Source organism: Vibrio sp. J502, assembly GCF_025397955.1.
In the GTDB taxonomy this organism is placed as follows: Bacteria; Pseudomonadota; Gammaproteobacteria; order Enterobacterales; family Vibrionaceae; genus Vibrio; species Vibrio anguillarum.
The window spans coordinates 17,639-42,996 of record NZ_CP104555.1 but is presented as its reverse complement, the minus strand read 5'-3'; the positions used below and the strand labels follow the sequence as shown (position 1 = coordinate 42,996).

General features: G+C 44.2%; 21 protein-coding genes and 3 pseudogenes. 20 read left to right on the top strand and 4 right to left on the bottom strand.

Features of this window, described 5'->3' with window-relative positions; all coding sequences use genetic code 11:
- Positions 1-112: 112 nt before the first annotated feature.
- Entirely contained in the window at positions 113-3,310 is a 3,198-nt protein-coding gene (gene tssI / locus N5E84_RS16040; protein WP_095661351.1) for a type VI secretion system tip protein TssI/VgrG, read from the top strand.
- 4 nt (positions 3,311-3,314) lie between these two features.
- Entirely contained in the window at positions 3,315-3,896 is a 582-nt protein-coding gene (locus N5E84_RS16035) for a hypothetical protein (protein ID WP_019281674.1), read from the top strand.
- A gap of 133 nt (positions 3,897-4,029) precedes the next feature.
- On the opposite strand, the pseudogene N5E84_RS16030 reads toward N5E84_RS16035, so the two are convergent.
- Positions 4,030-4,158: pseudogene (locus N5E84_RS16030) on the bottom strand (DUF3012 domain-containing protein); the annotation flags it as partial.
- A 239-nt stretch (positions 4,159-4,397) separates the two neighbouring features.
- On the opposite strand from N5E84_RS16030, the gene tnpA reads away from it, so the two are divergent.
- The 3 genes and pseudogenes from tnpA to N5E84_RS16015 form a co-directional block, all read left to right on the top strand.
- A complete protein-coding gene (tnpA, locus tag N5E84_RS16025) occupies positions 4,398-4,718 on the top strand; it encodes an IS66 family insertion sequence element accessory protein TnpA (RefSeq protein ID WP_019281676.1) in 321 nt (106 codons plus the stop codon).
- Positions 4,715-4,981, top strand: coding sequence for an IS66 family insertion sequence element accessory protein TnpB (gene tnpB / locus N5E84_RS16020; RefSeq protein WP_095661352.1), 267 nt, complete (start codon positions 4,715-4,717; stop codon positions 4,979-4,981). The genes tnpA and tnpB (N5E84_RS16020) overlap by 4 nt, the downstream gene beginning before the upstream one ends.
- 201 nt (positions 4,982-5,182) lie before the next feature.
- Positions 5,183-5,803, top strand: a pseudogene (locus N5E84_RS16015) (IS66 family transposase zinc-finger binding domain-containing protein); the annotation flags it as partial.
- Positions 5,804-5,833: 30 nt separating this feature from the next.
- Here N5E84_RS16015 and N5E84_RS16010 read toward each other — a convergent pair.
- A protein-coding gene (locus N5E84_RS16010) for an IS3 family transposase (RefSeq protein ID WP_095661353.1) occupies positions 5,834-6,984 on the bottom strand; the annotation gives its coding sequence in 2 pieces (ribosomal slippage) (positions 5,834-6,741 and positions 6,741-6,984; 1,152 coding nt in all).
- Between the two features lie 57 nt (positions 6,985-7,041).
- On the opposite strand from N5E84_RS16010, the pseudogene N5E84_RS16005 reads away from it, so the two are divergent.
- The 4 genes and pseudogenes from N5E84_RS16005 to N5E84_RS15990 form a co-directional block, all read left to right on the top strand.
- Positions 7,042-7,176: pseudogene (locus N5E84_RS16005) on the top strand (IS66 family insertion sequence element accessory protein TnpB); the annotation flags it as partial.
- Positions 7,173-7,526, top strand: coding sequence for an IS66 family insertion sequence element accessory protein TnpB (gene tnpB / locus N5E84_RS16000; RefSeq protein ID WP_069212062.1), 354 nt, complete (start codon positions 7,173-7,175; stop codon positions 7,524-7,526). The pseudogene N5E84_RS16005 and the gene tnpB (N5E84_RS16000), both read left to right, overlap by 4 nt.
- A 59-nt stretch (positions 7,527-7,585) precedes the next feature.
- Entirely contained in the window at positions 7,586-9,118 is a 1,533-nt protein-coding gene (locus N5E84_RS15995; protein ID WP_069212063.1) for an IS66-like element ISVa9 family transposase, read from the top strand.
- A gap of 89 nt (positions 9,119-9,207) precedes the next feature.
- Positions 9,208-9,957, top strand: coding sequence for a substrate-binding periplasmic protein (locus N5E84_RS15990; RefSeq protein WP_019283474.1), 750 nt, complete (start codon positions 9,208-9,210; stop codon positions 9,955-9,957).
- 57 nt (positions 9,958-10,014) lie between these two features.
- Here the strand turns inward: N5E84_RS15990 and N5E84_RS15985 are convergent, their stop codons facing one another.
- Positions 10,015-10,971: an AEC family transporter gene (locus N5E84_RS15985; RefSeq protein ID WP_013868314.1), complete on the bottom strand. Its 957-nt coding sequence runs from the start codon at positions 10,969-10,971 to the stop codon at positions 10,015-10,017.
- Between the two features lie 126 nt (positions 10,972-11,097).
- Between N5E84_RS15985 and N5E84_RS15980 the strand changes: the two genes are divergently transcribed.
- The 3 genes from N5E84_RS15980 (at position 11,098) to N5E84_RS15970 (ending at position 14,292) form a co-directional block, all read left to right on the top strand.
- On the top strand, positions 11,098-11,706 hold the full coding sequence (locus tag N5E84_RS15980) for a TetR/AcrR family transcriptional regulator (RefSeq protein WP_019283475.1): 609 nt from the start codon (positions 11,098-11,100) through the stop codon (positions 11,704-11,706).
- Positions 11,707-11,854: 148 nt separating this feature from the next.
- Positions 11,855-12,712, top strand: a complete 858-nt coding sequence (locus tag N5E84_RS15975; RefSeq protein ID WP_019283476.1) for an alpha/beta fold hydrolase — start codon at positions 11,855-11,857, stop codon at positions 12,710-12,712.
- A 194-nt stretch (positions 12,713-12,906) separates the two neighbouring features.
- Positions 12,907-14,292 (top strand): SLC13 family permease, encoded by a 1,386-nt coding sequence (locus N5E84_RS15970; protein ID WP_017048120.1) that lies wholly within the window; start codon positions 12,907-12,909, stop codon positions 14,290-14,292.
- Positions 14,293-14,356: 64 nt separating this feature from the next.
- Here N5E84_RS15970 and N5E84_RS15965 read toward each other — a convergent pair whose 3' ends face one another.
- Complete coding sequence (locus tag N5E84_RS15965) at positions 14,357-14,980, bottom strand: DUF2057 family protein (protein ID WP_026027524.1); 624 nt, start codon at positions 14,978-14,980, stop codon at positions 14,357-14,359.
- A gap of 529 nt (positions 14,981-15,509) precedes the next feature.
- Here N5E84_RS15965 and N5E84_RS15960 point away from each other — a divergent pair.
- The 8 genes from N5E84_RS15960 to N5E84_RS15925 all read left to right on the top strand — a co-directional run bounded on the left by N5E84_RS15960 (position 15,510) and on the right by N5E84_RS15925 (position 25,337).
- Positions 15,510-16,541 carry an IS630-like element ISVa15 family transposase gene (locus tag N5E84_RS15960; RefSeq protein WP_026027704.1) on the top strand — a complete coding sequence of 344 codons (1,032 nt, stop codon included), beginning with the start codon at positions 15,510-15,512 and terminating at the stop codon, positions 16,539-16,541.
- Positions 16,542-16,553: 12 nt separating this feature from the next.
- Positions 16,554-19,103, top strand: coding sequence for a glycosyl hydrolase family 18 protein (locus N5E84_RS15955; RefSeq protein WP_019283163.1), 2,550 nt, complete (start codon positions 16,554-16,556; stop codon positions 19,101-19,103).
- 194 nt (positions 19,104-19,297) lie between these two features.
- A complete protein-coding gene (locus N5E84_RS15950; RefSeq protein WP_026028428.1) occupies positions 19,298-19,669 on the top strand; it encodes a GntR family transcriptional regulator in 372 nt (123 codons plus the stop codon).
- Entirely contained in the window at positions 19,666-20,529 is an 864-nt protein-coding gene (locus N5E84_RS15945; protein WP_019283165.1) for an ABC transporter ATP-binding protein, read from the top strand. Before N5E84_RS15950 ends, N5E84_RS15945 begins: the two co-directional genes overlap by 4 nt.
- Positions 20,529-21,386: a hypothetical protein gene (locus N5E84_RS15940; protein ID WP_017045015.1), complete on the top strand. Its 858-nt coding sequence runs from the start codon at positions 20,529-20,531 to the stop codon at positions 21,384-21,386. The genes N5E84_RS15945 and N5E84_RS15940 overlap by 1 nt, the downstream gene beginning before the upstream one ends.
- A 325-nt stretch (positions 21,387-21,711) precedes the next feature.
- Positions 21,712-23,598 (top strand): methyl-accepting chemotaxis protein, encoded by a 1,887-nt coding sequence (locus tag N5E84_RS15935; RefSeq protein ID WP_019283166.1) that lies wholly within the window; start codon positions 21,712-21,714, stop codon positions 23,596-23,598.
- Between the two features lie 161 nt (positions 23,599-23,759).
- A complete protein-coding gene (locus N5E84_RS15930) occupies positions 23,760-24,494 on the top strand; it encodes an IclR family transcriptional regulator (protein ID WP_010316838.1) in 735 nt (244 codons plus the stop codon).
- 6 nt (positions 24,495-24,500) lie between these two features.
- Positions 24,501-25,337 (top strand): arginase family protein, encoded by an 837-nt coding sequence (locus N5E84_RS15925; protein ID WP_019282367.1) that lies wholly within the window; start codon positions 24,501-24,503, stop codon positions 25,335-25,337.
- The last annotated feature ends 21 nt before the right edge of the window (positions 25,338-25,358 follow it).

Sequence of the window (25,358 nt, the reverse complement as noted above, 5' to 3'; positions counted from 1 at the left end):
TTGCCTTTGTCAATCGAGCTATTTATAAGCTCATGAATACCAAAGAAAAATATCTGGCACTGCACTTGCTGTACTAGTGTCATTTTGCGATAAAAGAGTGGAAGGGAAAAAGATGGCAAGGTTAAGTTTTAGGCTCACCGTGGAGGGTTTGGCAGACGACACGTTAGTGGTGCGTGAATACCAAGGCGTGGAATCGCTGTCTGATAGCGCGCAAGCGGGCCTGCGTTGCTACGGTTTTCGCTATGAGATAAAACTGGCCAGTCGCCAATCTGGCTTAACGGCGCTGGAGCTGGTGGACAAAAGCGCTCAGCTTGAGATGCTGCGTGATGGCCTTGTCGTGCAGCGCGTGCACGGCATTGTGCGCCAGTTCAGTAAAGGCGATATTGGCCATCATCACACCTTTTACTCACTTACCTTAGTCCCGGCATTAGAGCGGCTATCACTGCGCCAAAACAGCCGTATTTTCCAGCTCAAAACCGTTCCCGAAATCCTCTCCATCGTACTGCAAGAAATGGGCATTAACGACTACGCCTTCTCGCTGAAACGTGAGTGTGCGCAGCGTGAATTCTGCGTGCAGTACCGTGAGACGGATATCGACTTCTTGCACCGCTTAGCCGCCGAAGAGGGCTTGGTGTATCACTTCATCCATGAAGAGGGGAAACACACCCTCTTTTTCAGTGACGACAGCCAAAGCCTGACGAAGCGAGAAACGCCTATCCCTTACAATGCCCTCGCAGGTGGCGTGATGGAGAGCCCTTATGTGTCGCAATTAACGCAACACAGCCAAACCGAAGTGAGCCACAGCGCGCTGCAAGATTACAGCTTTAAAAAGCCGAGCTACTCGTTTGCCCAGCAAGCGCAAGGGCGCGAAATGGATTACCAGCAAGCGACCTACGAACACTTTGATGCACCGGGTCGCTTTAAAGACGACGTCAACGGCAAAGCCTTTAATCAAATTCGCTTAGAGTACTTACGACGAGAAGCGCGTACCGCGACCGGAAAAAGTAACCATCCTGGCCTGCAAGCGGGCACAAAGTTCGACTTACAAGAGCATCTTGACGACAGCATGAACCGCGATTGGGTTGTCGTGCAAGTGCATCATCAGGGGCAGCAGCCACAAGCATTGGAAGAAGAGGGCGGCAGTGGCGCGACCACGTACAGCAACCAATTCACGCTCATTCCTGCCGATGTCACGTGGCGTGCGACACCGCAAGCCAAACCTCAAGTGGATGGCCCTTGCATGGCGTTAGTCGTGGGCCCTGACGGCGAAGAAATCTTCTGTGACGAACATGGCCGCGTCAAATTGCATTTCCCGTGGGACAGATATTCCAACGGCGATGAACACAGCTCATGCTGGGTGCGCGTCTCACAAGGTTGGGCCGGCAGCCAATACGGCATGATAGCCATTCCGCGCATTGGTCATGAAGTCATCGTCTCGTTTCTCAACGGCGACCCAGACCAACCGATAGTGACAGGCCGTACCTACCATGCGACCAATAAAGCGCCGTACACACTACCGGATAACAAAACCAAAACCGTGCTGCGCAGTGAAACGCACCAAGGAGAAGGGTTTAACGAGCTGAGCTTTGAAGACCAAGCGGCGCAAGAGAAAATCTACCTACACGCGCAAAAAGACTTAGATGCCTTGGTGCTCAATGACGCCACGGCGCACATCAAGCACGACCAGCACCTCACGGTGGATAATGACCAGTTTACGCACATTAAACATAACCACCACCTCACAGTGGAGGGAGAAAGCCGCGATAACATAACCCAAGATAGTAGTGTAGAGATTAGCGGGTCAGTACAGCATAAAGTGGCCAAACTGACCGCGATACAGACAGGGCGCGAAATCAGTCTTAAAGCGGGAGCTAAAATCGTTGTAGAAGCTGGGGCTGAAGTGACTTTAAAAGCGGGTGGCAGCTTTGTCAAAGTGGATGCCGGTGGCGTGCACATCGTTGGTCCTGCGATTAACCTCAATGCTGGCGGAAGTGCGGGCAGCGGTAGCGCTTATGGTGGGCAATCCGCCATGTTGGCAACCCCACTACTTGATATGAAAGCTCCGGCCGAATTACAAGCGAGTGCTATTAGCGCGACCATGCAAAGCGGCCAAGCGAATGTGATCACTCATTTTGAGGCTGCCGCAGTACAATCCGTTGCGCAGAAATCATCTGCATCACCACAAAAGCAGTCAGAATCTAAGGCGGCAGAAAAGAGCGCTCAGGAAGAGAGCCCAAAAGAGGATGCACAAAACGAAGATAAAGCATCACTGCTACAATCGGATGTGTTGAAACCTTCAGAAGAGCTGGAAAAGTTAGCGAAGAAACAAGCCAGCGCTTTCAGAAAAGGCAACAATGGCGAAGAAGTGAGCTTGATTCAGCAAGCGTTAATCAAAATGAAATTTGATTTGCAAGCCGATGGTGATTTCGGTAATAAAACCAAAACGGCCATTGAGCAGTTCCAAAAAAGTTATCAACCCAGTCATCAAACGCATCCGTCGTACTGCATTGGCTCCATTGATGGTATTGTTGGCCAAGGGACACTGCTTGCCCTGGATGAGGCGTTGATGGATGGTTGGGTTTATCTTCTTATTACCAAGGATATGTTAAATGCTGTATGCCCTAATTCAGGTGATAACAAGGAATTATTAGATTCATTAAATAAATACTGTCCTAAATATGAAATAGATACGCCCATTAGGATTGCGCATTTTCTATCTCAAATTGCTCATGAAAGTGGATGTTTTAGTAGTTTGATAGAAGGAAGTAACTATAGCCATATGGCGGCGAAAATAAAGTTTTCAAAATATAAGTATTATGTTGATTCATTGAAGCCTGGTTCGAATAATAAATTTATAAGAGAAGACAATCCAGCAAGATGTAAACAGCCTGATTTGTTCAACTTTGTTTACTCAAATAGCAATGGTAATGGAGATGAAAAGTCCGGCGATGGATATACATATAGAGGTAGAGGGATCATTCAAATCACAGGGAAAGACAAATATTATAAATTTACAAGTGTACATAATGGTAATAATCCTGATGACCCTCAAAACTTTGTTATTAATCCCAATCTGGTTTCTGAAAATATTAATTATTCAGTTGAGTCGGCTTGTATTTATTGGCGAAGTTGGGGAGCACTATCTAAAAAATTCAACGCTAATGGTGATATAAATATATTAATTGAAAATGCACCGAATGATGTTGAGTTAGTTAGTCAAGCGGTAAATGGTGGTCGTTATGGGCACTCTAATGGTTTAGATGACCGCATTGGAAAATTTAATAAAATAAAAAATAAATTAGGGTTGTGATTTTATGAAAAAATTTTCGTATCTTCTTTTGTTAATGCTGTGTTCTAGTATGGTTAAAGCTAGTGATGGAAACGTTGGTGATTTAATCGCATCATCTTATCTTGAAACTCAAAATAAGATGATAAAAAATTTTCAAGGAGATGGATTTGAAATTTCTTTCGAGAACGAGAGCATAGCCAAAAGTGTAGGTATCAATGATGGTAGCCTTACCAGTTTCATAACGATTTCTGGCAAACGAAGCATACTCTTTAAACAAAAGGATTTTAATCCATATGGACAAGATGTATTTGTTTTTTCGTGTAAGGCACCAGATAGTAACGTGAGAGTCTTTATTCAGACTAGATATGCAAGTTCTGATAATATAGCACCTTGGTTTATTCAGTTTACACCGTACATATTTACTCTTGAAGCTGGTTTAGTAAGAAGATTATATGATTTTGAAAATGAATATTTTTATGGTGATGATTACTTTTCTAGAAGAATTATTGATGATGAGAAATTAATAATTAAATATCCATTCTATACCAATGATAAGGTCATAGAGAGGTTGTTTGAATCTAAATTGTGTGTCGCGAATAATGATTAAAATACAGTAGTAATCATATAGTGGGTTAAAATATCTTACGTCGTTTTTGAAGACCTTATTAAATTAAAATTTTTTAAATAAATTATGAAATTTAAAAGAGCCAGCATAGCTAGGCTCTTTATTTAAACCAATCCTAAAAAATACAATGCTTAGCGAAGTCGCCAGCCTCATTCGCTGTCCAATCACCTTTTGGCTTGTCTTTCATATCTTCACACCACGCGTCGCTGCCAATTTGTGATTGGAAGACACAGTGCTTTGCGTAACCAAAGCCCGCGGTGGAGGGCGAAAGCCGCGATAACATAACCAAAGATAACAGTGTAGAGATTAGCGGATCATTACAGCATAAAGTGGCCAAACTGACCGCGATACAAACAGGGCGCGACATCAGCCTTAAAGCGGGAGCTAAAATCGTTGTAGAAGCGTAAGCGTATCATAAACACCGCATTCTAATCAACCTCAGCACGCTATACGATCAAATCTCCAACCATAAGGAGATCTGAAATGGCAAAACGACGTACCGACCAAGAATGGCAAACCCTGTTTGAAAAATACCAATCCAGTCATTTATCCCAGCGGGTCTTCTGTGAGCGTAACGGGTTAAGTCTGTCTACCTTTTATGCCAAACGCCAGCAGTTACAAACCACGAAATCAACCAATATCGGTGGTTTTGTTAAAGCAGAAGTTATCGAAAAAACGACTCGCTACCAATTAACTCAAACACCCGCCGCCCACATGACATTATTTATTCATGACACTGAACTCAGCATTCCACAGGGTACACCTGCCTCGTATCTGGCAGAGTTAATCGGAGCACTGTCATGAAACGAATGTTGAGCGCCCCGAATGTTTACCTGTATCGGGAGTTCGTGGATTTTAGAAAGTCTATCAATGGCCTGGCGGCGATTATCGAGTCCGAAACCGATTTGCCGCTCGGCACGGGCGCACTGTTCCTATTTACCAATAAACAACGCGACAAAGTTAAAGTGTTGTACTGGGATAAAACGGGCTTTGCCCTGTGGTACAAACGGTTGGAAAAGCCAAATTCAAATGGCCCAATCAAGAGAAAAAGCAGGTCTACACCTTGACTCAATTTGACTTAGATAGACTGTTATCTGGCTTCACAATAATCGGCCATAAACCGATGAAAATAGAAAACTTTACAACGAGTTAACCTCAATAAAAGTCAGTTATACCAAGCCTTGCCGTGGTGTTTTTAGTATAATCAATGCCATGAAAAGACGCCCGATATTAACCCAGAAAGCCAAGACATCGCCGAGCTTCAAGCTATGGTGAAAGCGTTGATGTCGGAGAAAAATGAGCTGAAAAAGAAGGAAGCGCAATGGTAACAAGAGCGCCAATCCTTAATTGAGTAGTTTAAGCCCGCCCTTGACCGCCAGTTCGCCAAACGCTCGGAAGCGTTAAAGCCATATAACGAAGCACAGGGTGACCTCTTTAATGAGGCAGAATGTGAAACGGCGAAGGCGAAGGCGAAAGATGAGGTTATGACCACCACAACGACGACCATTAAACGTCGTGGTAAACGTCAACCGCTTCCTAAAGACTTGCCACGTGAAATCATCGAACTTGACCTAGATGAGCACGACAAACAGTGCTCATGCTGCCAACACGCTCTGCATAAAATCGGCGAAGACCGCAATGAAAAACTGGAGTTCACGCCCGCTGTATTGAAAGTGTTGGAATATGTTCGTCCAAAATACGCCTGTCGTCAGTGTGAACAACAGGTTGAAAAAAGCCACATTCACCAACAACCCGCACCGATAAGCATCATCCCTAAAAGCTTCGCCACAGAAAGCTTGCTGGCCAATATCATCCTTGGCAAATACCAATACGCGATGCCACTTTATCGCCAAGAATCCCTGTTTACCCAGTCAGGTATCGAGCTATCGTGATCTGCTCCAGCCAGACTGGACACTTCATTAAGCGACATTTTTATTTTCAAAGTTAACTGGACTTAGATACCCAAGAGCACTGTGCCTTCTTGTCCGATTATAATCAACCTCGATGTATTCAAAGAGCGTTTGACGCATCTCGTCTCGCGTCATGATCGGCTCATATTGGATCGCTTCAACCTTCATTGAATGGAAGAAGCTCTCAACACAAGCATTATCCCAGCAGTTTCCTTTCCTACTCATACTTTGCTTTAGATTATAAGCGGTTATGATGTCTCGATAATCTTTTGAGCAGTACTGACTACCTCGGTCACTATGAACGATCACCTGCTCAGGGAACCCACGAGGGAACAAGGCCATTGATAATGCATCGCAGACCAGTGTTGCGGTCATTCTGGTATCCATAGACCAGCCGACTACTTGCCTTGAATAAAGGTCAATAATTACCGCCAAATACAGCCAGCCTTCACTTGTCGCAACATAGGTGATGTCTCCCGCCCACTTTTGATTCGGAGCCTCCGCGTTAAAATCCTGAGCTAGCAGGTTCGGAGCAACTGGCATTTTATGTTTGCTATCCGTAGTGCACCTAAACTTACGTGCCGCTTTCGGCGTTAAATCCTGACGCTTCATACTAGCGGCAATGGTTTTAACATTACGGCTATCACCGTTCTCTGCCAGCTCTTTCTGGATACGCCTTGAACCATCACGGCCTTTGCTGTTGTCAAAAGCCTTTTTGACCTTCGTATCAAGCTCTTGGCGAGTTACCTCGCGCTGAGTGGCCTTGTGGCGATGCTTAATCCAGTAATAAAACCCACTTCGTGAAACCCCGAACACCTTAGCCATGCGGACAGCACTGAAGCACAGCAGGTGTTCGAGCATAAATTCGTAGCTATCTACTTTAGATTTTTCGCGAAGTAGGTGGCGGCCTTTTTTACGATATCTAGCTCTTCAGCTTGCTCGGCCAATTGCCTTTTGAGCTTTGCGACTTCAGCGGCTAGATCTTTTTCCCGCTGACTGGTGCTAGTATCTTTCTTGGCTGCTTTACGCCAACCGTAGATCTGGGATTCGTGTAACGAGAGATGTTGCGCTGCCGTAGCTACTCCCAGCTTTTCTGCTAGCTTCAGTGCTTCTGCTTTAAATTCAGCAGAATGGAGAATACGTTTTTTCTTGTTTGTCATGGTTCACCTCATTAGTGATTGTACTCACTTAATTAGGTGTCCAAAACTGGTGGTGCGGATCAAACGACACGCTACCAGATGACTCAAACACCGATTGCCAACATGACACTATTGATTAATGACGTTGAACTCAGCATCCCCCAGGGAACACCTGCCTCGTATCTGGCAGAGTTAATCGGAGCACTGTCATGAAGAGAATGCTGAGTGCCCCTAATGTTTACCTGTATCGGGAGTTCGTGGATTTTAGAAAGTCCATTAATGGTCTGGCGGCGATTATTGAATCTGAAACCGATTTACCGCTCGGAAGCGGTGCGCTGTTCCTGTTTACCAATAAACAACGCGATAAAGTCAAAGTCTTGTACTGGGATAAAACGGGCTTCGCTCTGTGGTATAAACGGTTGGAAAAAGCCAAATTCAAATGGCCCACTCAAGAGAAAAAGCAGGTATACACCCTGACTCAATTTGACCTAGACAGACTGTTATCTGGCTTCACGATAATCGGCCATAAACCGATAAAAATAGACAACTTTACAATGAGTTGAACCCGATAAAAGTGAGTTATACCAAGCCTTGACGTGGTGTTTTTAATATAATCAATGCCATGAAAAAGACGCCCGATATTAACCCAGAAAGCCAAGACATCGCCGAGCTTCAAGCTATGGTGAAAGCGTTGATGTCGGAGAAAAAAGAGTGGCAACAAGAGCGCCAATCCTTAATTGAGCAGTTTAAACTGGCCCTTGACCGTCAATTCGCCAAACGCTCGGAAGCGTTAAAGCCGTATAACGAAGCACAGGGTGACCTCTTTAATGAGGCGGAATGTGAAGCGGCGAAATCGGAAGATGAGGTTATCACCACGACGACAATCAAACGTCGTGGTAAACGTCAACCGCTTCCTAAAGACTTGCCACGTGAAATTATCGAGCTTGACCTAGATGAGCACGACAAACAGTGCTCATGCTGCCAACACATTTTGCATAAAATCGGCGAAGACCGCAGTGAAAAGCTTGAGTTCACGCCCGCCGTCCTAAAAGTGTTGGAATATGTTCGCCCGAAATACGCCTGTCGTCAGTGTGAACAAGAGGCTGAAAAAAGCCACATTCACCAACAACCCGCACCGATAAGTATCATCCCCAAAAGCTTCGCTACCGAAAGTCTGCTTGCCAACATTATTTTAGGCAAATATCAGTATGCGCTTCCGCTGTATCGTCAGGAAACCTTGTTCACCCAATCAGGTATCGAGTTATCGAGAACGACCATGGCCAGGTGGGTAATCCAGGTTAGTGAAAAGTTCAAACCGCTTTATCAGGCACTGAAGACTCACTTACTCGAACAAGTGGTGGTTCAGGCCGATGAAACGCCGCTCAATGTGCTCAAGGAAGACAAGCAATGTTATATGTGGTTGTACTGCTCGGGAGCCGACTCCCCTGAAGCTAAACTCCCTGACATGAAAAATATCGTCTTGTTCGACTATCAAAACAGTCGCGCGAGAGTGTGCCCCGTGAACTTCTTGGGTGATTACTCAGGCTATCTGCAAAGTGATGGTTACGCGGCTTATGATGGATTAACCAACGTCACCAATGTCGGTTGCTTCGCTCATGCACGTCGTAAGTTCATGGAAGCGAAGAAGCTTCAGGGCAAAGGTAAAACAGGTAAAGCGGATGTGGCGTTAGCCAAAATCCAAAAGTTGTACGCACTTGAATCTCGATTAAAACTGGCTTCGGTCGAAGAGCGTTGGGCAGAAAGACAAGCGCAGGCTAAACCGATGTTGGATGACATCTATGACTGGTTAACCACGCAGAAAGTCATCGAATCGAGTCCTCTTGGTAAAGCCATCAAGTACACCTTGGGTCAGTGGCCTAAGCTGATACGCTATGTTGAAGATGGGCATTTATCTATCGACAACAACCGAGCGGAACGCGCAATCAAATCGCTGGTCATTGGCAGAAAAAATTGGTTATTCTCGACGAATCCGCTTGGTGCTGATGCGAGTGCTTTGCTGTATAGCATCATCGAGACGGCGAAAGCGAACGGACTGATACTCTACGATTACATGGTCAAATGTATGAAAGAGCTGGCAAAGTCTGAGCCTGATATCAACTCACTGCTTCCCTGGAACTTCTCACATTCAAATTAAAACGCCCCGTGGGATCATGGGGCGCATACTTTTGTTTTATTAGTTTTTGTTATGTTTCTTGAAAGTTTGCTCAATGTTCAGGTACGGCAATGAAATCTTTAAGATGGTATGAGGTTTGGCTCTGTCTCATCCTATCATGGATTTCTATTCCCGCATGGGCAGCGCCATCCTCAATACACAATAATCATATTATTCGTATTAGTGCTGGTGAATGGCCGCCGTTTATTGGTCAACACCTTGAAAATAATGGTTTTGTTGCTGAGATCATCCGTAAAGTATTAAAGGATGCTGGCTACGAAGTTGAGTTTCATTTTTTCCCATGGGCGAGAGCATACGCCGAAGCCAAAGCTGGACGTTATGATGCAACTGCTATTTGGATGTTTAACCAAGAGCGAACGGTAGATTTTTATTATAGTGAAGCGGTGAGCGATGAACGCTTCGTGTTTTTTCACCATAAAGAAACCGACTTTCACTGGGAAAGTCTCTATGATCTTAAGGGGTTACATTTAGGAGGTGGCATTGCCTACAGCTATGGTGCCGAGTTAGACAGATTGTTAGAAACGCAGCAAATAAAAATGTCTCGAGTCAATGATCCAAAACAGAACTTCGAACGGCTGGTGAAAAAGAGGATTGATCTCATGCCAGAAGAAATTCATATCGGTTATTACACTCTGGATAAATACTTACCGCAATGGCGAGAAATGATCACGCACCATCCCAAACCTTTTCTCATCAATAATAACTATCTGTTGTTCCCTAAAATGGGTGAACGAAGTGAACAACTGTTGACGCTATTTAATCATGGACTGAAAAAAAGCGATGTCTCCATGATGGAATGATTCGCTTTTTTTGAATGGCCCTTCCTTCTTACCTTTCCGCAGTGAATTAAAAGGCGGTTAGATTAAGTTCAGAGACGCGAGCAGGAAGATGCCTAGTGTACAAGTAAACAGTGAAAATACGGTCGTCAATGCAATGATGTTGGCCGCTAAGGTTGCATTTCCTCCCATAGCTCTAGCCATAACATAACTGGCCGCAGCGGTAGGGGATGCACTCATCAAAAAGACTAGCCCGAGATCTAACCCGCGAAAGCCAAAAAGTAACGCACCCGATGTGATCAATATCGGGGCGAGAATCAGCTTATGGGCAGTGGCAAACCAAGCCGGTGCTTTGTCGCTTCTGAGTGAACCTATATTGAGTGAGCCGCCAGTACACAGTAGTGCTAATGGTAGTGTCATATTGGCAAAATATTGGCCAGCATCAGTAACCATTTTCGGGATTGGAAGGGATAAGGAATAGCATAAAACACCGAGCAGAATACCAATAATCAGTGGGTTTTTGGTGAGTGTTTTGGCAATCACTCCAGCGGCTTTGAGCCCTGAACTTTCCCCTTTTGGCGTGAGTGTTATCACCGCTTGAATATTATAAAGGATAGTGGTTGCGGCAACGTACATCGCCGCTAATGCTAGCCCAGGTTCGCCATAAGTATTTGCGACATAAGCCAAAGCGATAATAGCGGTATTCGCACGAAACCCGCCTTGGATGATCACGCCGTGATCCAGATGTTGTGGGAACGCTTTTTTGGTGAAAAAAGTCGTGAAAAGAAAAAATAGGAAATTAGCGAGTAGTCCATAGCCGATCAGTGCTGCACTGGAAGAAAAATCGTGCTGTGATTTGACGATGCTAAGAAATAGCATGGCTGGTAAGGTGACTTGGAATACGATGCGTGACGCGACATCGATGAAATTATCGTTGATAACCCCCGTTCGCTTCAGTACAACGCCCAGTACTAACATCAAACAGATAGGCCCTGTAATTGAGGCCGAAAACAAAAGTTGTTCGATAATCGTTGTCATATCAATCCATTGAAGTTGCTCATAGCGTTGCTATTCTTCCACAGTTCCTCATTTTGCAAAATCAAATTTGCAAAAAAGAACGAACGTGCTAAAAATAGCATGGTATGAAGTGAGAGTCGGCATAATATGAGCAAAGGTAGAATTACAAGAGAAAATGTACTGAACAAAGCGTTCGAATTAGCCAGTGAAAACGGTTTGGAAAGTCTCACTATCGGTGAGTTGGCAAAACAGTGCGGTTTATCAAAAAGTGGTTTGTTTGCGCATTTTAATGCTAAAGAAAATTTGCAAATTGCAGTATTAGAGCATGCCCATTCTGTGTTTACTGAGCGTGTTATTACACCGGCTCGCCTGATTGGCGACGAGAATATCGAAGCTAAATTGCGAGTGCTGTTAGAGCACTGGTTAGGTTGGAATCATTCATTCCAAGGCAGTTGTATGTTTTTAGATGCGTGGAAAGATGCCGCAACTTGTGATTGCGCAATTCAAAAAGTACTTAAAAAAACCATCGCGACTTGGATTCATTACTTGCAAATTCAAATTCAAAAAGGGGTTGATAGCGCACAGTTTCATCCGAAGTTGGATGTAAAGCAGGCTGCTTATGAGTTGTATGGACTCTATTTAAGTGCTCATTTGTTCTACTCGATCTACGGCCAAATGGAAAGTTATCAACATTTTTGGAAAGGCGTGGACGATTTAATGTCTCGATGGCGAAATATAGTGAAGCAGCAATGTTAGCTAATTCTCGCTTTTCACAGCGAGAAGAACGAGCGCTGCAACAGCGCAGATGCACTTTTATTTAACAAAATCAAATGCTTAACAAAATAAAAATTTTTAATTAGAAATAGTACGAACGTTCTATTTTCTCGAGAGGAAGGGCAACTCAGTGAGTGAAAAAATCTATTTTAGCACCTCAAACACATTCAGTGTGAAACGTACATTGGTTAATATGAGCACTCGTCTTCATCACACGCTCGCACCGTCACATGCCAAAAAAGTTGCACGAAATGTATTGTTGACTCCGGCAAGAAGTAAGCCTCAAAACCAGCCGCCAATTGGCCTGAAAACTGGCCGTGTAATGTGCGTTGAAGGGGCTCTGACGACTTATCAACTCGGAAGTGGTCCCATTTGGTTATTGACTCATGGTTGGTCTGGCACGGCAAGTCAGTTTTATCCACTGATGGAGCATATTGCGGCACGTGGTTATACGGCATTAGCTTATGATCACCCAGCACATGGTCAAAGCGAGGGCGTGTATGGTCACATTCCTGCGTTTGTTGGAGGGTTGGAAGCGATACTCGATAGTATTGACAATGTTGCTGGTATCGTTGGACACAGTATGGGGACGGCCGCCGCATTAGAGTGCCGACATCATAAAATTGAGCATTGTCCAATGCTATTGGTTGCGCCCGTGCTGGATTATTTGGATAACTTATTCAGCAGTGTGGCAAGGTCTGGCTATTCAATGCGCTTATTTGAGGCCGTTGTTGCGGAAGTTGCTGATCAATATCGTTATCCCATTCAATCTATTGATCCTTACCATAAGCTTGCTCAGCGTCAATCTCGCAGCGTCATTGTTCACGATGAGAATGATAAGTTCACCAAATATTCTGTGTCAAAGCGAGCGGCAGAAGAAATCGAGAAAGTGTCACTTATTACCACCCAAAACCAAGGGCATGGACGTGTGATGAAAGGTGAACAAGTTAAGTCCGGATTTGATTTGTTGGCAGGAATACCATGCTAAGGTGTTCGTTTTAAGTTAATTTGAAGCCGTAATTGGATGAGTGTAATTTAACCAATAGTTTTTCATTTATTTCAAAGTGTTAAATTGTTAACCATAGTCTTGATAAGGTTAACAATTTCGCAATAATTATTATCTCCTTGTTTGAATATGTGTGATCATATTGTTGCCAGTAGGCCCTCATAAGGAAAATAATAATGAATAGAAATGATAGTGTCCCTTTACCCTCCAACACCCGAGAATGGTTTTTTAACCGTAACAGCCTTATCATCCTAGCCGATATTGTCCTGTTTTTTATCTTGTACAATGCCTTACCTGTTGATTCTAATGTCGCTTTGGGCATTAGTATGCTGGCATTCATTGCTGTGCTGTGGTTAACGGAAGCTTTACACGTCACAGTCACAGCCATTCTTGTGCCTATCATGGCCATCGTTTTTGGTGTTTTTAACACCCAAACGGCGCTCAATAACTTTGCTAACTCGATTATCTTCCTATTTTTAGGTGGATTCGCATTGGCTGCTGCTATGCATCGGCAGGGTCTGGATAAAGTTATTGCCGATAAAGTTCTTATCATGGCGCGCGGGAAAATGAGCGTTGCGGTATTCATGTTGTTTGGTGTGACTGCCGCGCTTTCAATGTGGATCAGTAACACTGCCACCGCTGCGATGATGCTACCGCTTGTGCTTGGAGTGCTCAGCAAAGTGGATAAAGACCGTGGTCATTCTACCTATGTTTTTGTGCTTTTAGGTATTGCTTACAGCGCCAGCATTGGTGGTATTGCCACCATCGTAGGAAGCCCTCCTAACGCGATTGCCGCGGCTGAGGTTGGTCTTTCATTTACAGATTGGATGAAATTTGGTGCTCCAACGGCGGCGATTATGCTGCCCATTGCGATTACTATTTTATATTTCGCATTAAAACCGGATCTTAATGGAGAGTTCGAGCTTAATTATGAACCTGTTACTTGGGATAAAGGTAAAGTCGTCACGCTTGGTATTTTCGCATTAACGGTTTTTTGTTGGATATTTAGCAAACCAGTCAATGCCATGCTGGGTGGTTTTGCGAGCTTTGATACTCTGGTTGCGCTGGGTGCGATTGTTTTGGTCAATTTTGCCCGAGTGGTGCACTGGAAAGATGTAGAAAAAACGGCAGATTGGGGGGTATTACTGCTGTTTGGTGGCGGTATTTGCTTGAGCAACGTACTTAAGCAAACGGGAACCAGCGTTTTCCTAGCCAATGAACTAAGTGCCCTGATCTCTCATTTAGGTCTGTTTTTTATTGTATTCGTGATTGCTGTGTTCGTGGTGTTCCTAACGGAATTCGCGAGTAATACAGCCAGTGCAGCGCTGCTTATTCCGGTGTTTGCCAGTGTTGCTGAAGCCTTTGGTATCTCACCCGTGATTCTGTCTGTATTGATTGCTATTGCGGCTTCTTGTGCATTTATGTTGCCCGTTGCAACGCCACCCAATGCGATTGTGTTTGCCTCTGGACACATTAAGCAAAGTGAGATGATGCGAGTGGGTATGATGCTAAATATTGCTTGTATTGGCTTGTTGACCATGATTGCGATGCTGTTCTGGTAAGCTAAGCACAAACTACTTCAATACTAATGAGCTCTCAATTCAGAGAGCTCATATTGAGATGTTATTACTGTTGGTTAACGAATTCTTTAAAGCGTGCTTTCGTTTTCTCATCAGCCTTGTTGTACCAAAAATGCAGCATTTCTTCGGCGGCGTTTTGTACATTTCCTGACTGAGCTAGTTCATTTTGCAGCATAGCAACATCCGTCATTCCAATAGCCGCAATACCCCCTGCGCGATTATAGTCATTTGCTTCACGGATATAGTCACGGCCTACTTGATACCCTTCTTTAAGAAGGCGATCTTGCTTTATCTCTAGTGTTTGGCCTGCTTGGTCAATCAGTGACCATTGCATTGTTTTAATCTCTTTCTCTGCTCGATGTGCATCACGGTATTCAGGCATGGCAAAATTCAGTTTTGCATCCTTTGCGGTGAATGTGGCAATAACTGCATCGCTTTCGATAATCACGCGGTCATTCCCTTGCGTAAAATAAGGCGCGTATTTGAAGACGATTTGTTGTTCACCATCGGCCAGCTCAAGGCTTTTCGCTGAGGAAAATAGGCTGCCAGAAGTTTCGGGCTTCTGACCATTCACCGCTAATAAGTTAATGGTGTCTGGAATTTCAAGAGTGATATTAGCCAATACAGAGGCACTAAAGATCATGGTTAATGTACATAAAGCCGGTTTAATTAGGTTCATTATTTTATCCTTGCAAGCAATAGAGTAGAGGTTGCCGATAGTTGGTTGTAAAAGCAAGTTCTCAACGGCATAAGTGACTAATTTTCATTGAAATGTAACATCTTTAGTGCGAGGCATGCGTCATGCATTCGTCAATATTATCAGATCGTTAGTCACGTGATAATGTCATTCTCTTAATTTTAAATTATTCCATTTAGTCTTCTTCAAAGGCCTTAATTAGCGTAAAAAATTAAACTTACCTGCTTTGCTTTGTCAAAATTCTGAATTCCTGACTCAAAATTGCTTTTAAGATGTAACACGGTGAATCCCCATAACAAAATTTTAACGATGACTCGAAAAGCGTTTTTATTTTTTTGCTAAAAAAAATAAGTCTTGTAAATACTGAAATGGATGTTCTTCAATGCCTTATCAGAAGAGCAGCTTGCTTAAATGTAAGTGAAACATTCAGAAATGAGAGATATATACCCGTGATCATTGAAGATGCTTGATTTTCAATAGAATCAGGATCATGCTACAAACCATGAAAATCACACTGACTCCTCAACAGAAACTGCAACTCGAACAGATGCACGACATTGAGCGTGATAGTCGAGTTTGCGACCGTATTAAGGCTGTTTTGCTGGCTTCTGAAGGCTGGAGTCAGACTATGATTTCACAAGCTCTTCGTATTCATGAATCGACCGTTGCACGTCACCTCAGTGACTACGTACTTTCTGAAAAACTTAAGCCTGAGAATGGAGGAAGCCAAAGCAAGCTTTCTGCTATTCAAACCATGCACCTAATCGAGCATTTGACTGAGAAAACCTATTCTCATACTCATCAAATTGTCGCCTATGTTAAAGAGACGTTTGGGCTTGATTATACTGTTTCTGGTATGAACAAATGGCTTCACCATAATGGTTTTAGCTACAAGCAACCGAAAGGCATACCACACAAGTTTGATGAAGCAAAACAGCAAGCATTCATAGAGGCGTATGAAGCGCTAAAGGCAAGCTGTGGCGAGGATGAATCGATAGTCTTTATCGATGCAGTTCACCCAACACTATCAACAAAGATATCGCATGGCTGGATACGTACTGGTCAGGATAAAGTGATTGAAACAACGGGTAATCGTAGCCGATTGAACATTATTGGCGCACTGAACCTGTCGGATATTGGTGCAACCATTGTTCACGACTATGAGAGCATTAACAGTGAATCGATTGTTCGTTTTTTCTGTAAGTTAAGAGAGAGTTATTCGTTAGCCCATAAGCTTCATATCATATTAGATGGTGCGGGATATCACCGCAGTGACTTAGTCAAAGATGCGGCGTTTGTCCTGAATATTAAACTGCATTATCTTCCACCTTACAGTCCAAACCTCAACCCAATAGAGCGGCTATGGAAAGTAATGAATGAGAAGTCGAGGAACAACGTTTACTTCAAAAGAAAACGGGACTTCAAGGCGGCAATAGACCAATTTTTTTCTGTGACTCTTCCAGAGATCGCAGGCTCTTTGACATCTCGAATTAATGATCATTTTCAGGTTCTCAAGCCTGCATCTTCAAGTTGATTCGGTATAGGTATGAATCGTATTACTTTGTGCGCCGCAAGTATTGCAATGGCTCTTTCGGTCACGGCAATGGCAGCACCAGCAACCCCTAGCGTCGATGTCTATGGGTCGAATAATCTACAGTTTTCTAAAGTTGAATTAGCCATGGAAAGCACGGCTGGTTATAACCAAATGGTCAAATATTATGATCAAGCGCCGATTGCCGTTAAGTTCAACCAATGGAGTGGTACAACAGGCAACACTTATAAAATCTACTTTGATGGCGCGCAGGTCGCGACAGGCCCAATCACAAGCAACCAAACCACCGCAAACTTCAGTTATGCACAAGGTGGGGTTTACCAAATGGAAATCGAAGCTTGCGATGCGACAGGTTGCAGCAAAAGTGCACCCGTTGAGATAACAATTGCCGATACCGATGGCTCACATCTCAAACCTTTGGTGATGAATATTGATCCCAATAACAAGACTTACACGACCGATAAAGATACGGTGGTTGGAACCTACTTTGTTGAGTGGGGCATCTATGACCGGAAATATACCGTGGATAACATCCCAGCCGATAATCTGACGCATATTCTATACGGCTTCATTCCAATTTGTGGCCCTAACGAATCATTGAAATCCGTCGGTGGAAACAGCTACAACGCGTTGATGACCGCATGTAATGGGGTGGATGACTACGAAGTGGTGATTCATGATCCTTGGGCGGCGTATCAAAAGAGTTTCCCGCAAGCGGGTCACCAATATAGCTCCCCGATTAAGGGTAACTACGCCATGTTGATGGCGCTCAAACAGCGTAATCCGGATCTGAAAATTATCCCTTCTATCGGTGGCTGGACACTCTCTGACCCATTTTTTGATTTTACCACCAAAGCCAACCGCGATACTTTTGTAGCCTCAGTGAAGAAATTCCTAACCACGTGGAAATTCTACGACGGCGTGGATATCGACTGGGAATATCCTGGAGGCGGTGGCCAAGCGGCGGATCGCGGTGACCCAGTCAATGATGGTCCTGCGTACATTGCGTTAATGCGTGAACTGCGTGCCATGCTTGATGAATTGCAAGCTGAAAACGGCCGCACTTATGAGCTCACATCAGCGATTGGTGTTGGTCATGACAAGATTGAAGATGTTAATTACGGCGAAGCCATTCAATATATGGATTACATCTTTGCCATGACTTATGATTTTTATGGCGGTTGGAATAACGTATTAGGCCACCAAACCGCGCTTTATTGTGGTTCATTCATGCGCCCTGGTCAGTGTGACGGAAAAGGTGTGGATGAAAATGGCGAACCTTATAAAGGCCCTGCCTATACGGCGGATAACGGTATCCAGTTACTGCTAGCACAGGGTGTCCCTGCTAATAAGTTAGTCTTAGGTACGGCTATGTATGGCCGTGGCTGGGAAGGGGTGATGCCAGCTTCATTAAGTGATCCAACCGACCCGATGACAGGGGTAGGTAACGGAAAATTGAAAGGCACTTCCGCGCAAGGCGTGTGGGAAGCGGGTGTGATTGACTATAAAGGCATCAAATCATTCATGTTAGGGGCTAATAATACCGGTATTAATGGCTTTGAATATGGATACGATGCACAAGCTGAAGCAGCTTGGGTTTGGAATCGTACAACGGGCCAACTGGTTACCTTTGATGATAACCGTTCAATCAAAGCCAAAGGCGCCTATGCTCGAAACCTTGGTTTGGCCGGGTTGTTCTCTTGGGAGATTGACGCTGATAATGGTGACATCCTAAATGCGATGCATGAAAGCTTAGCAGGAGGAGGTACTACACCCCCTGCGAACCGCGTGCCTACTGCAAATGCAGGTGTTGATCAATCGGTGGTTGGTCCGGTGAGTGTTGTTCTTGATGGCGGTGCATCAAAAGACAGTGATGGCACTATTGTCAGTTACGTGTGGCAGCAAACGGCGGGCACAGCAGTGAGCTTAGTAAACGCTAATTCTGCACGAGCCAGTTTTGACGCGGCCGAAGTGGTACAAGTACAAACGCTGACGTTCAAGTTGACGGTCACAGATAACAAAGGCGCAACGGCTTCTGATGTTGTGACTGTAACGGTCAAACCTAAAGCAACTGAGCCTGTGAACACGCCACCAGTGGCGGTGATTACTGCGCCAAGCAATGCCAGTGCTGGTGAGGTTGTGGTGGTGGACGCTTCCGCTTCAAGTGACGTCGATCAAGACACCTTATCTTTCGCATGGGATGTACCTGCAGGCCTAAATGCAACCATTCAAGGTGCGAGTGTTTCGTTTGTTGCTCCTGAGTATACCCAAGACACCACGCTAAGCTTCACTGTAACTGTCAGTGATGGTAAAGCGGCGGCCTCTGCAAGTGCATCGGTTATCGTGGCGAAGAAAGATTCTGGTGGTGGTGACACTTGCAGTAACTTGTGGGATAAATCAGCGGTTTATACTGGCGGTCAACAAGTTTCTTGGGCTGGTAAAGTATGGGAAGCCAAGTGGTGGACAACTGGCGAAAACCCATCGACTACTGGTGTGTGGGGAGTATGGAAAGAGATTGGCCCTGCGAGTTGCCCAACAAGCTGATTGCTTTAATAAACCAGTTACCTCAATAAGCTAACGGGTTTTAATAAACTTTTTATTGCAAACAATGACTTCAAGCCTCGTTCTAACACGAGGCTTTTTTGTGCGTTTTTCTATGTTTTTTCATTCATCACTTGCAATTCAATATTTTTGCTTTAGTGTTATATATGTATATAACACTATATCGGTATAAAATTGTGACAGATTGGCAAGATAACCAACCCATATTCCGTCAGCTAGCCGACAAAATTACCGAGCAGATCCTACAAGGTATTTGGCTAGAAGATAGTGCGTTGCCTTCGGTAAGAACCGTTTCGGCAGATATGAAAATCAATCACTTAACTGTCATGAAAGGCTATCAACTGCTTGTTGACGAAGGCATTGTTGAAAAAAGACGAGGTCAAGGTATGTATGTCGCGAAAGGAGCGCTAGCGCAATTACAGGCGAAACAAAAGCAGCACTTTTTAGAGCAACAGATCCCAGAAATTGCACAAACACTCAAGCTATTGGCGATGCCGCTTGAGGATTTTATCAACCAACTACAACAGCATATTGAAGGTGACCAATGAATCCATTAGTCGAAGTCAACGGTGTATCTAAACAGTACGCAAAGCATGCCGAGTCGGAAGCTCTGCAGAATGTGAGCTTTAAGCTCTACGCAGGACAGGTGCTCGGTTTGCTCGGACATAATGGTGCGGGCAAGTCGACCTTAATTAAGTCGTTGCTCGGTGCTCACCATTATCAAGGTGACATTTTGATCCAGGGCTTAAATCCGATTACGGAACATGCGCAAGTGATGTCGCATCTTTCCTACATTTCAGACGTCAATGTGTTGCCAGATTGGATGACGGTTAAACAAATTTTGCGTTATACGTCAGGCGTGCATCCCAGTTTCTCGTTAGACAAGGCCACGCAAGTCCTTGCACAAACCAACATTCGTTTATCAAGTAAAATTCGTACCTTATCAAAAGGGATGAAAGTACAACTGCATTTAGCCATTGTGATTGCCACCGATACCAAAGTGCTGATTTTGGATGAGCCAACTCTTGGTTTGGACCTAATCTACCGTGATACCTTCTATCGTCACTTACTCGAATGGTTCCATGATGGTGAGCGTGCCTTGATTATTGCTAGTCATGAAGTATCGGAAATTGAACATTTGCTAACGGATGTGCTGATCTTGAAACAAGGTAAGGTCGTGCTGCAAGACTCAATGGAGGCGATTACACAAGGGTATTTTGTTCTAGAGGCCAGTAACGCACATCAAGACGTTATCCAAACCTATCATCCTTTGGCATCTCAGCCAAGCTTGGGAACAACAAAGTGGTTGTTGACTTCAGAACACCGTCAAGCCGTTGAAGGGCTTGGTTCTATTTACAGTGTAAAACTTGCTGAACTATTTCTTGCCTTGCAGAAGGAGAACGCATAATGCACCCCAGTATTTATATGCTTGAAAAAGAGCTGATTGAAAACAAAAATGTTACGCGTATTCCTTTGTTTCTATTGGTATGCGGAACCCTATTGTTCATCAGTTTGTTAATGAACAATACACTGCAACACAACCTGTTTTTTGAGATGGAATTTGGTGGTGACATCAGTGATGTCCATATTGAATTTGTGGATGATTTCAACACCTTTATCATCATGCTTGTTGGTTTTATTTCGCTAATGCTCAGTTCACTCTATTTCCCCAGAACATTCCGCAAGGAGCGTAAAGAGGGAAGCTCGATGTTCTGGCGCAGCATGCCAGTGACGAACAATATGACCCACATAGTGAAACTGGGGTTTGGCTTATTTGTAATTCCTGTGGTCTGTTCCGTGTTAGTCATTTGTGCGGACGTTCTGCTGTGGGGGCTTAACTTAGCGACAGAAAACCGTTTAGCCCTACTATTTGAACAACGTTCTCTAGGATATGCCGTTCAACACTGGTTGAATTATCTCAGTATCATGTGGGTGATTGCTGTGACAATGCTTCCATTAGCCTGCTTTACTTTAGTTATTTCACAGATATTTAATTCGCCGATCCTTGTGATGTTCGTGGGCGGTTTCGCACTTAAATGGATCTCGATTGTTATGCTGAATTCTGACATTGTAGGGGAGTTTTACCACGCGATTTTCAACTTGCCGTTGCAGTTAATGACTTCTTCAAACATGTTCACGGCTTTTGAAGGTGCTGGTTGGGGTAATTTATTTGTGTATATCATGATTGGTATCGCCAGTTACTGGATTAGCCACAAGCTCTATAGTACTGATGAACTTTCATTGAAGTCACTGTTGACCCGATAAGTTTCTGGTTAATTGTGGTCAAAAAGAGAGCGTTTGTTCTCTTTTTTTTCGCCTATTTCCTGCGGTTACTATGGTGAGGCTAGAAAAGGTTAGACCAAAAAATTCACTCAAAATTAGAAGTTAGTTCCAAAGTGATGAGTAATCAACTCTCTGACTCACATGATATAAATGTGTTAAATGCACTATGCTATTTTGTAGTCCTTTGTGAGCAATGACAAAGACGTGGACCGCTTCAAGTTTTATTTTGAGGCTTGAAATTATAATGTCCAATTGATCGAGAATTCTATCGGTTTGAGTTAAATTACTATTACAAATAGGTCTACCTATGTTTAAAAAAATGTCGTTAAAAAACAAACTGGCGATTTCAGCCAGCGCTGCCATTATTCTTGGGGGATTACTCGTTGAAGCATTGTCGTATCGAGCTGCACTGGAGCGATTAGATATTGATGTTGAGCAGCGACTGCAAAGTACCACCGCTTCTTATAATCAGTATGTGACGGACTGGTTACTTTCGAAAGAGCGTGCTTTAACCTCGCTGTCGCAAGATGCCGAGAAACAAGCCATCGTGACACATTTAAAACAAGTTCGAGATTCTGCAGCGTTTGACAACGTATTTCTTGCTTACCCCGACGGTTCGCAAAACAACGCTAATGGTGTCATCTTGCCGCCGGGGAACGATGATCCGCGCAAATGGGGCTGGTATACAAACGCTAAAGCAAACCCATCAAAAGTGTTTATGGATAACCCAACCGTTGCTGCGGCAACGGGCGCTAATGTGGTTTCATTAGGTAAGGCACTGAATTTAAATGGCCAACAAGTCGTTTTAGGCGCCGACGTAGAAATTACTGACATCCTCAACAGCATGAAGCAAGTTATTTTGCCGGGTGAGGGATATATGTTTATTGCTAACGATAAAGGCAATATTTTTACCCATAGTGATACTAAGCTGCTCAATAAAAGTGTTTCTGATCTGGGTTTAAATTTCGCTGATATCCGCCAAGCGATTGCGAAAAGCAGCGATTTATTGGTGGATATTCGAGGTGAGGAGTATGTTCTCTACGCCCGAAGCATCAACGGAACGAATCTCAGTACTGTTGTGGTCATCAATCACGATTCGCTCATCGCACCTTTATCTGAAGCTACCTTCAGCCAGCTCATTGTTACTGCCGTTGTCGTCATACTCTGTACTCTGCTGTTCAACTTATTGTGTAATATTTTGTTCCGTCCTTTGAATAATGTTTCTCAAGCGTTGGCACAAATTGCAAACGGTAGTGGTGACTTAACCCAACGTATTGAAGTAGAGAACAGCGATGAAGTAGGTGAATTGGCCAGAAACTTCAATACCTTTGTGGAAAGCTTACAACAACTTATTGGCCATATTCGTCACCAGTCTCATCAATTGGAAGCGCAATCAGAACATGGCGCGCATCGCGCTAATCAATCGGCATCAGAGCTTAGTCACCAGCAGCAAGAAATTGTGATGGTCGCTACTGCGGTCACTGAAATGGCGTCGGCAACGCAAGAGATAGCCTCTCACGCAGAGCAAACGGCAAAAGCGGCGCAAGACTCGGCAACCAGCACCAACAATGGACATGCCTTGGTGATTCATACCAAAGGCTCGATCAATAACTTGGCAGAATCAGTGAGTGAGGCCAGTGGCGTGATTGCCGCACTAAACCAACACGCGCAAGAGATTTCGACCGTACTGGCAACCATTCAAGGCATTGCAGAGCAAACCAACTTACTTGCGCTGAATGCGGCTATTGAAGCTGCGCGAGCCGGTGAGCAAGGCCGAGGTTTCGCCGTGGTAGCAGACGAAGTCCGTGTGCTTTCTCAGCGCACCCATACTTCTACCGAAGAGATAAAATCAACCATTGATACCCTGCAAGAAACGACCAAACGTGCGGTATCGTTGATGCAAAGCAGCTCAACGCTCGCTGAGAACTCAGTGGAAGATGCCGATAAAGCATCCGGTGCGCTTGAAGAAATTAAAGCAGCGGTTGCCTTGATCAGTGATATGGCGACGCAAATTGCGACGGCAGCCGAAGAGCAAACGCATGTGACTAGTGAAATTACACAAAATGTTACTTCTATCAAGGATGTGACGGAGCAACTGGTCATTGGTGCAGAAGATAGCTTGAGCCAATCCAATGAACTCAAGCAGCAAGCGGAAGAGCTGAGTGCAAAAGTAGCGACATTTAAATTAGCGTAACGGTTGTTTCTTTTTTGTTCAAAAGGCTCTGCGGAGCCTTTTTTTGATCAGATTGTTATGTTTTCTCACTTAATGAGAAAGCAAGTCTGTTATTAATCTTAAATTCTCGATATATAAGAATCATAGTTGAGGCGTGGAATAAATGAGGCTAAAAAGAAAACATGAACGAAACGAAATTATCGGCCAGCCAAGTTAATGAAAAGTCACTGCAATTATTGATGCAAGTGGCGGTAAATGAAGAGCCAGTATCAGCGAAAACCTTGAGCGAACAATTGCAAGTTCCGCTGAGTAGTTTGTACCGACATCTGAAGATTTTGAAAGAGTGGAACTTGATCGAAGAGAGCCCACACGACAAAACGTTGATCATCGGTTCGGCGGCTCTACTTTTAATGCGCAGTTATGAAACGAGTCAACACAATTTAGATGCAGTCGATGCGGTGTTAAGTCGATTACAGAAACAGACAGGCGAAATGGCGGCATACATGGTTCCGGTGGGATACCGAGCCTTGTGCGTTAGCCAAAAAGAAAGTATGCAGGCACTTCGATGCAGCTTCGTCCAGGGTCAAAGTCAACCCCTGCTTCGAGGTGCCTCATCTAAAGTGATGTTGGCGTATTTACCCGCTCCGCGCTGTGAAAAAATTCTTCGTTATTTTGGTGAAGACCACCAAATGGAAAAATGGCAGACAGAGTTGGAAAAAATACGTCGTAATGGGTACGCCGTGAGCACGTCAGAAATTGATCCTGGCGTTTCCGGAATTAGTGCCCCCGTAATGAAAGGGAGTAAGTTGATCGGCGCAATTTCAGTGATGGCTCCAGCCCATCGTGTTGAAACCAACAAGCAGCGGATCATTTTACATGTATTACAGGCAGCAAGAGCGTTGCCACCAGAAAGGTAATTCATAATGCTAAGTTTATTCAAACGCTACCGTATGAGTCGTACACAGAGCCAACCCGCTTATCCATTCACGTTCATGACACTCTGTGAACAGATAAAGCCAATGTCTCAAGTAGAGTTTGAATTTGCTCAGCAGAGCCTTGAATTTGCATCAGATTGGCTCTATCAGCGTCAATCCACGCCTTGTTACTCTGATGCGGGACATATAGTCGTCAAAGATAAAAATGCCACCCGTTTTCAAGACACCTTGAGCCATCAATTAGCACTGAGCTCAGTGCCCGTCGTACTAGCGAATTGTCACGAAATGCTGCTCAATGCATTACCAGTGATGGCTTTTGAGAATGACGAAGTTGGTATTGTGAGTATCGGACATCATTTTGAGCTGAAACAAACGCTGGACCTACAAGTTGGCTCTGCATTTCATTTTGCACTCTCTCGCTATAACAATACGCGCCTATTTTGTATTGGAATTGATGAAATGCATCAATCCAACCAAGTGTGGGAGTATGCAGAAGATTTAGGCTGTGATTGGTTAACGCTGAATGAGTGTGGTTTTCGTCATCGTAATCAACTAAAAAGCCAATTAGGTCACTACATAGAGCATTGTGATCAACTGATCGTGACGATTGATTTAGCCTCTTTAGTTCCGGGAGTGGGGGTTGATGAGAACAACGCGTTAGATAACCAGATGGTATTAAGAACGTTAAGGCAATGTGCGCTTTCGGGCAAGGTAAAGCTTATCCAACTGGTGGGGGCGAAGGATAAATTGATTTATTCTAAGCAGACCAAAGAAATTTTAGATGAGCTATGTGCTTTATCGCCAAATGTGATCCACGCTGCGTAGTGGCACTGTCACCGTTAAGCA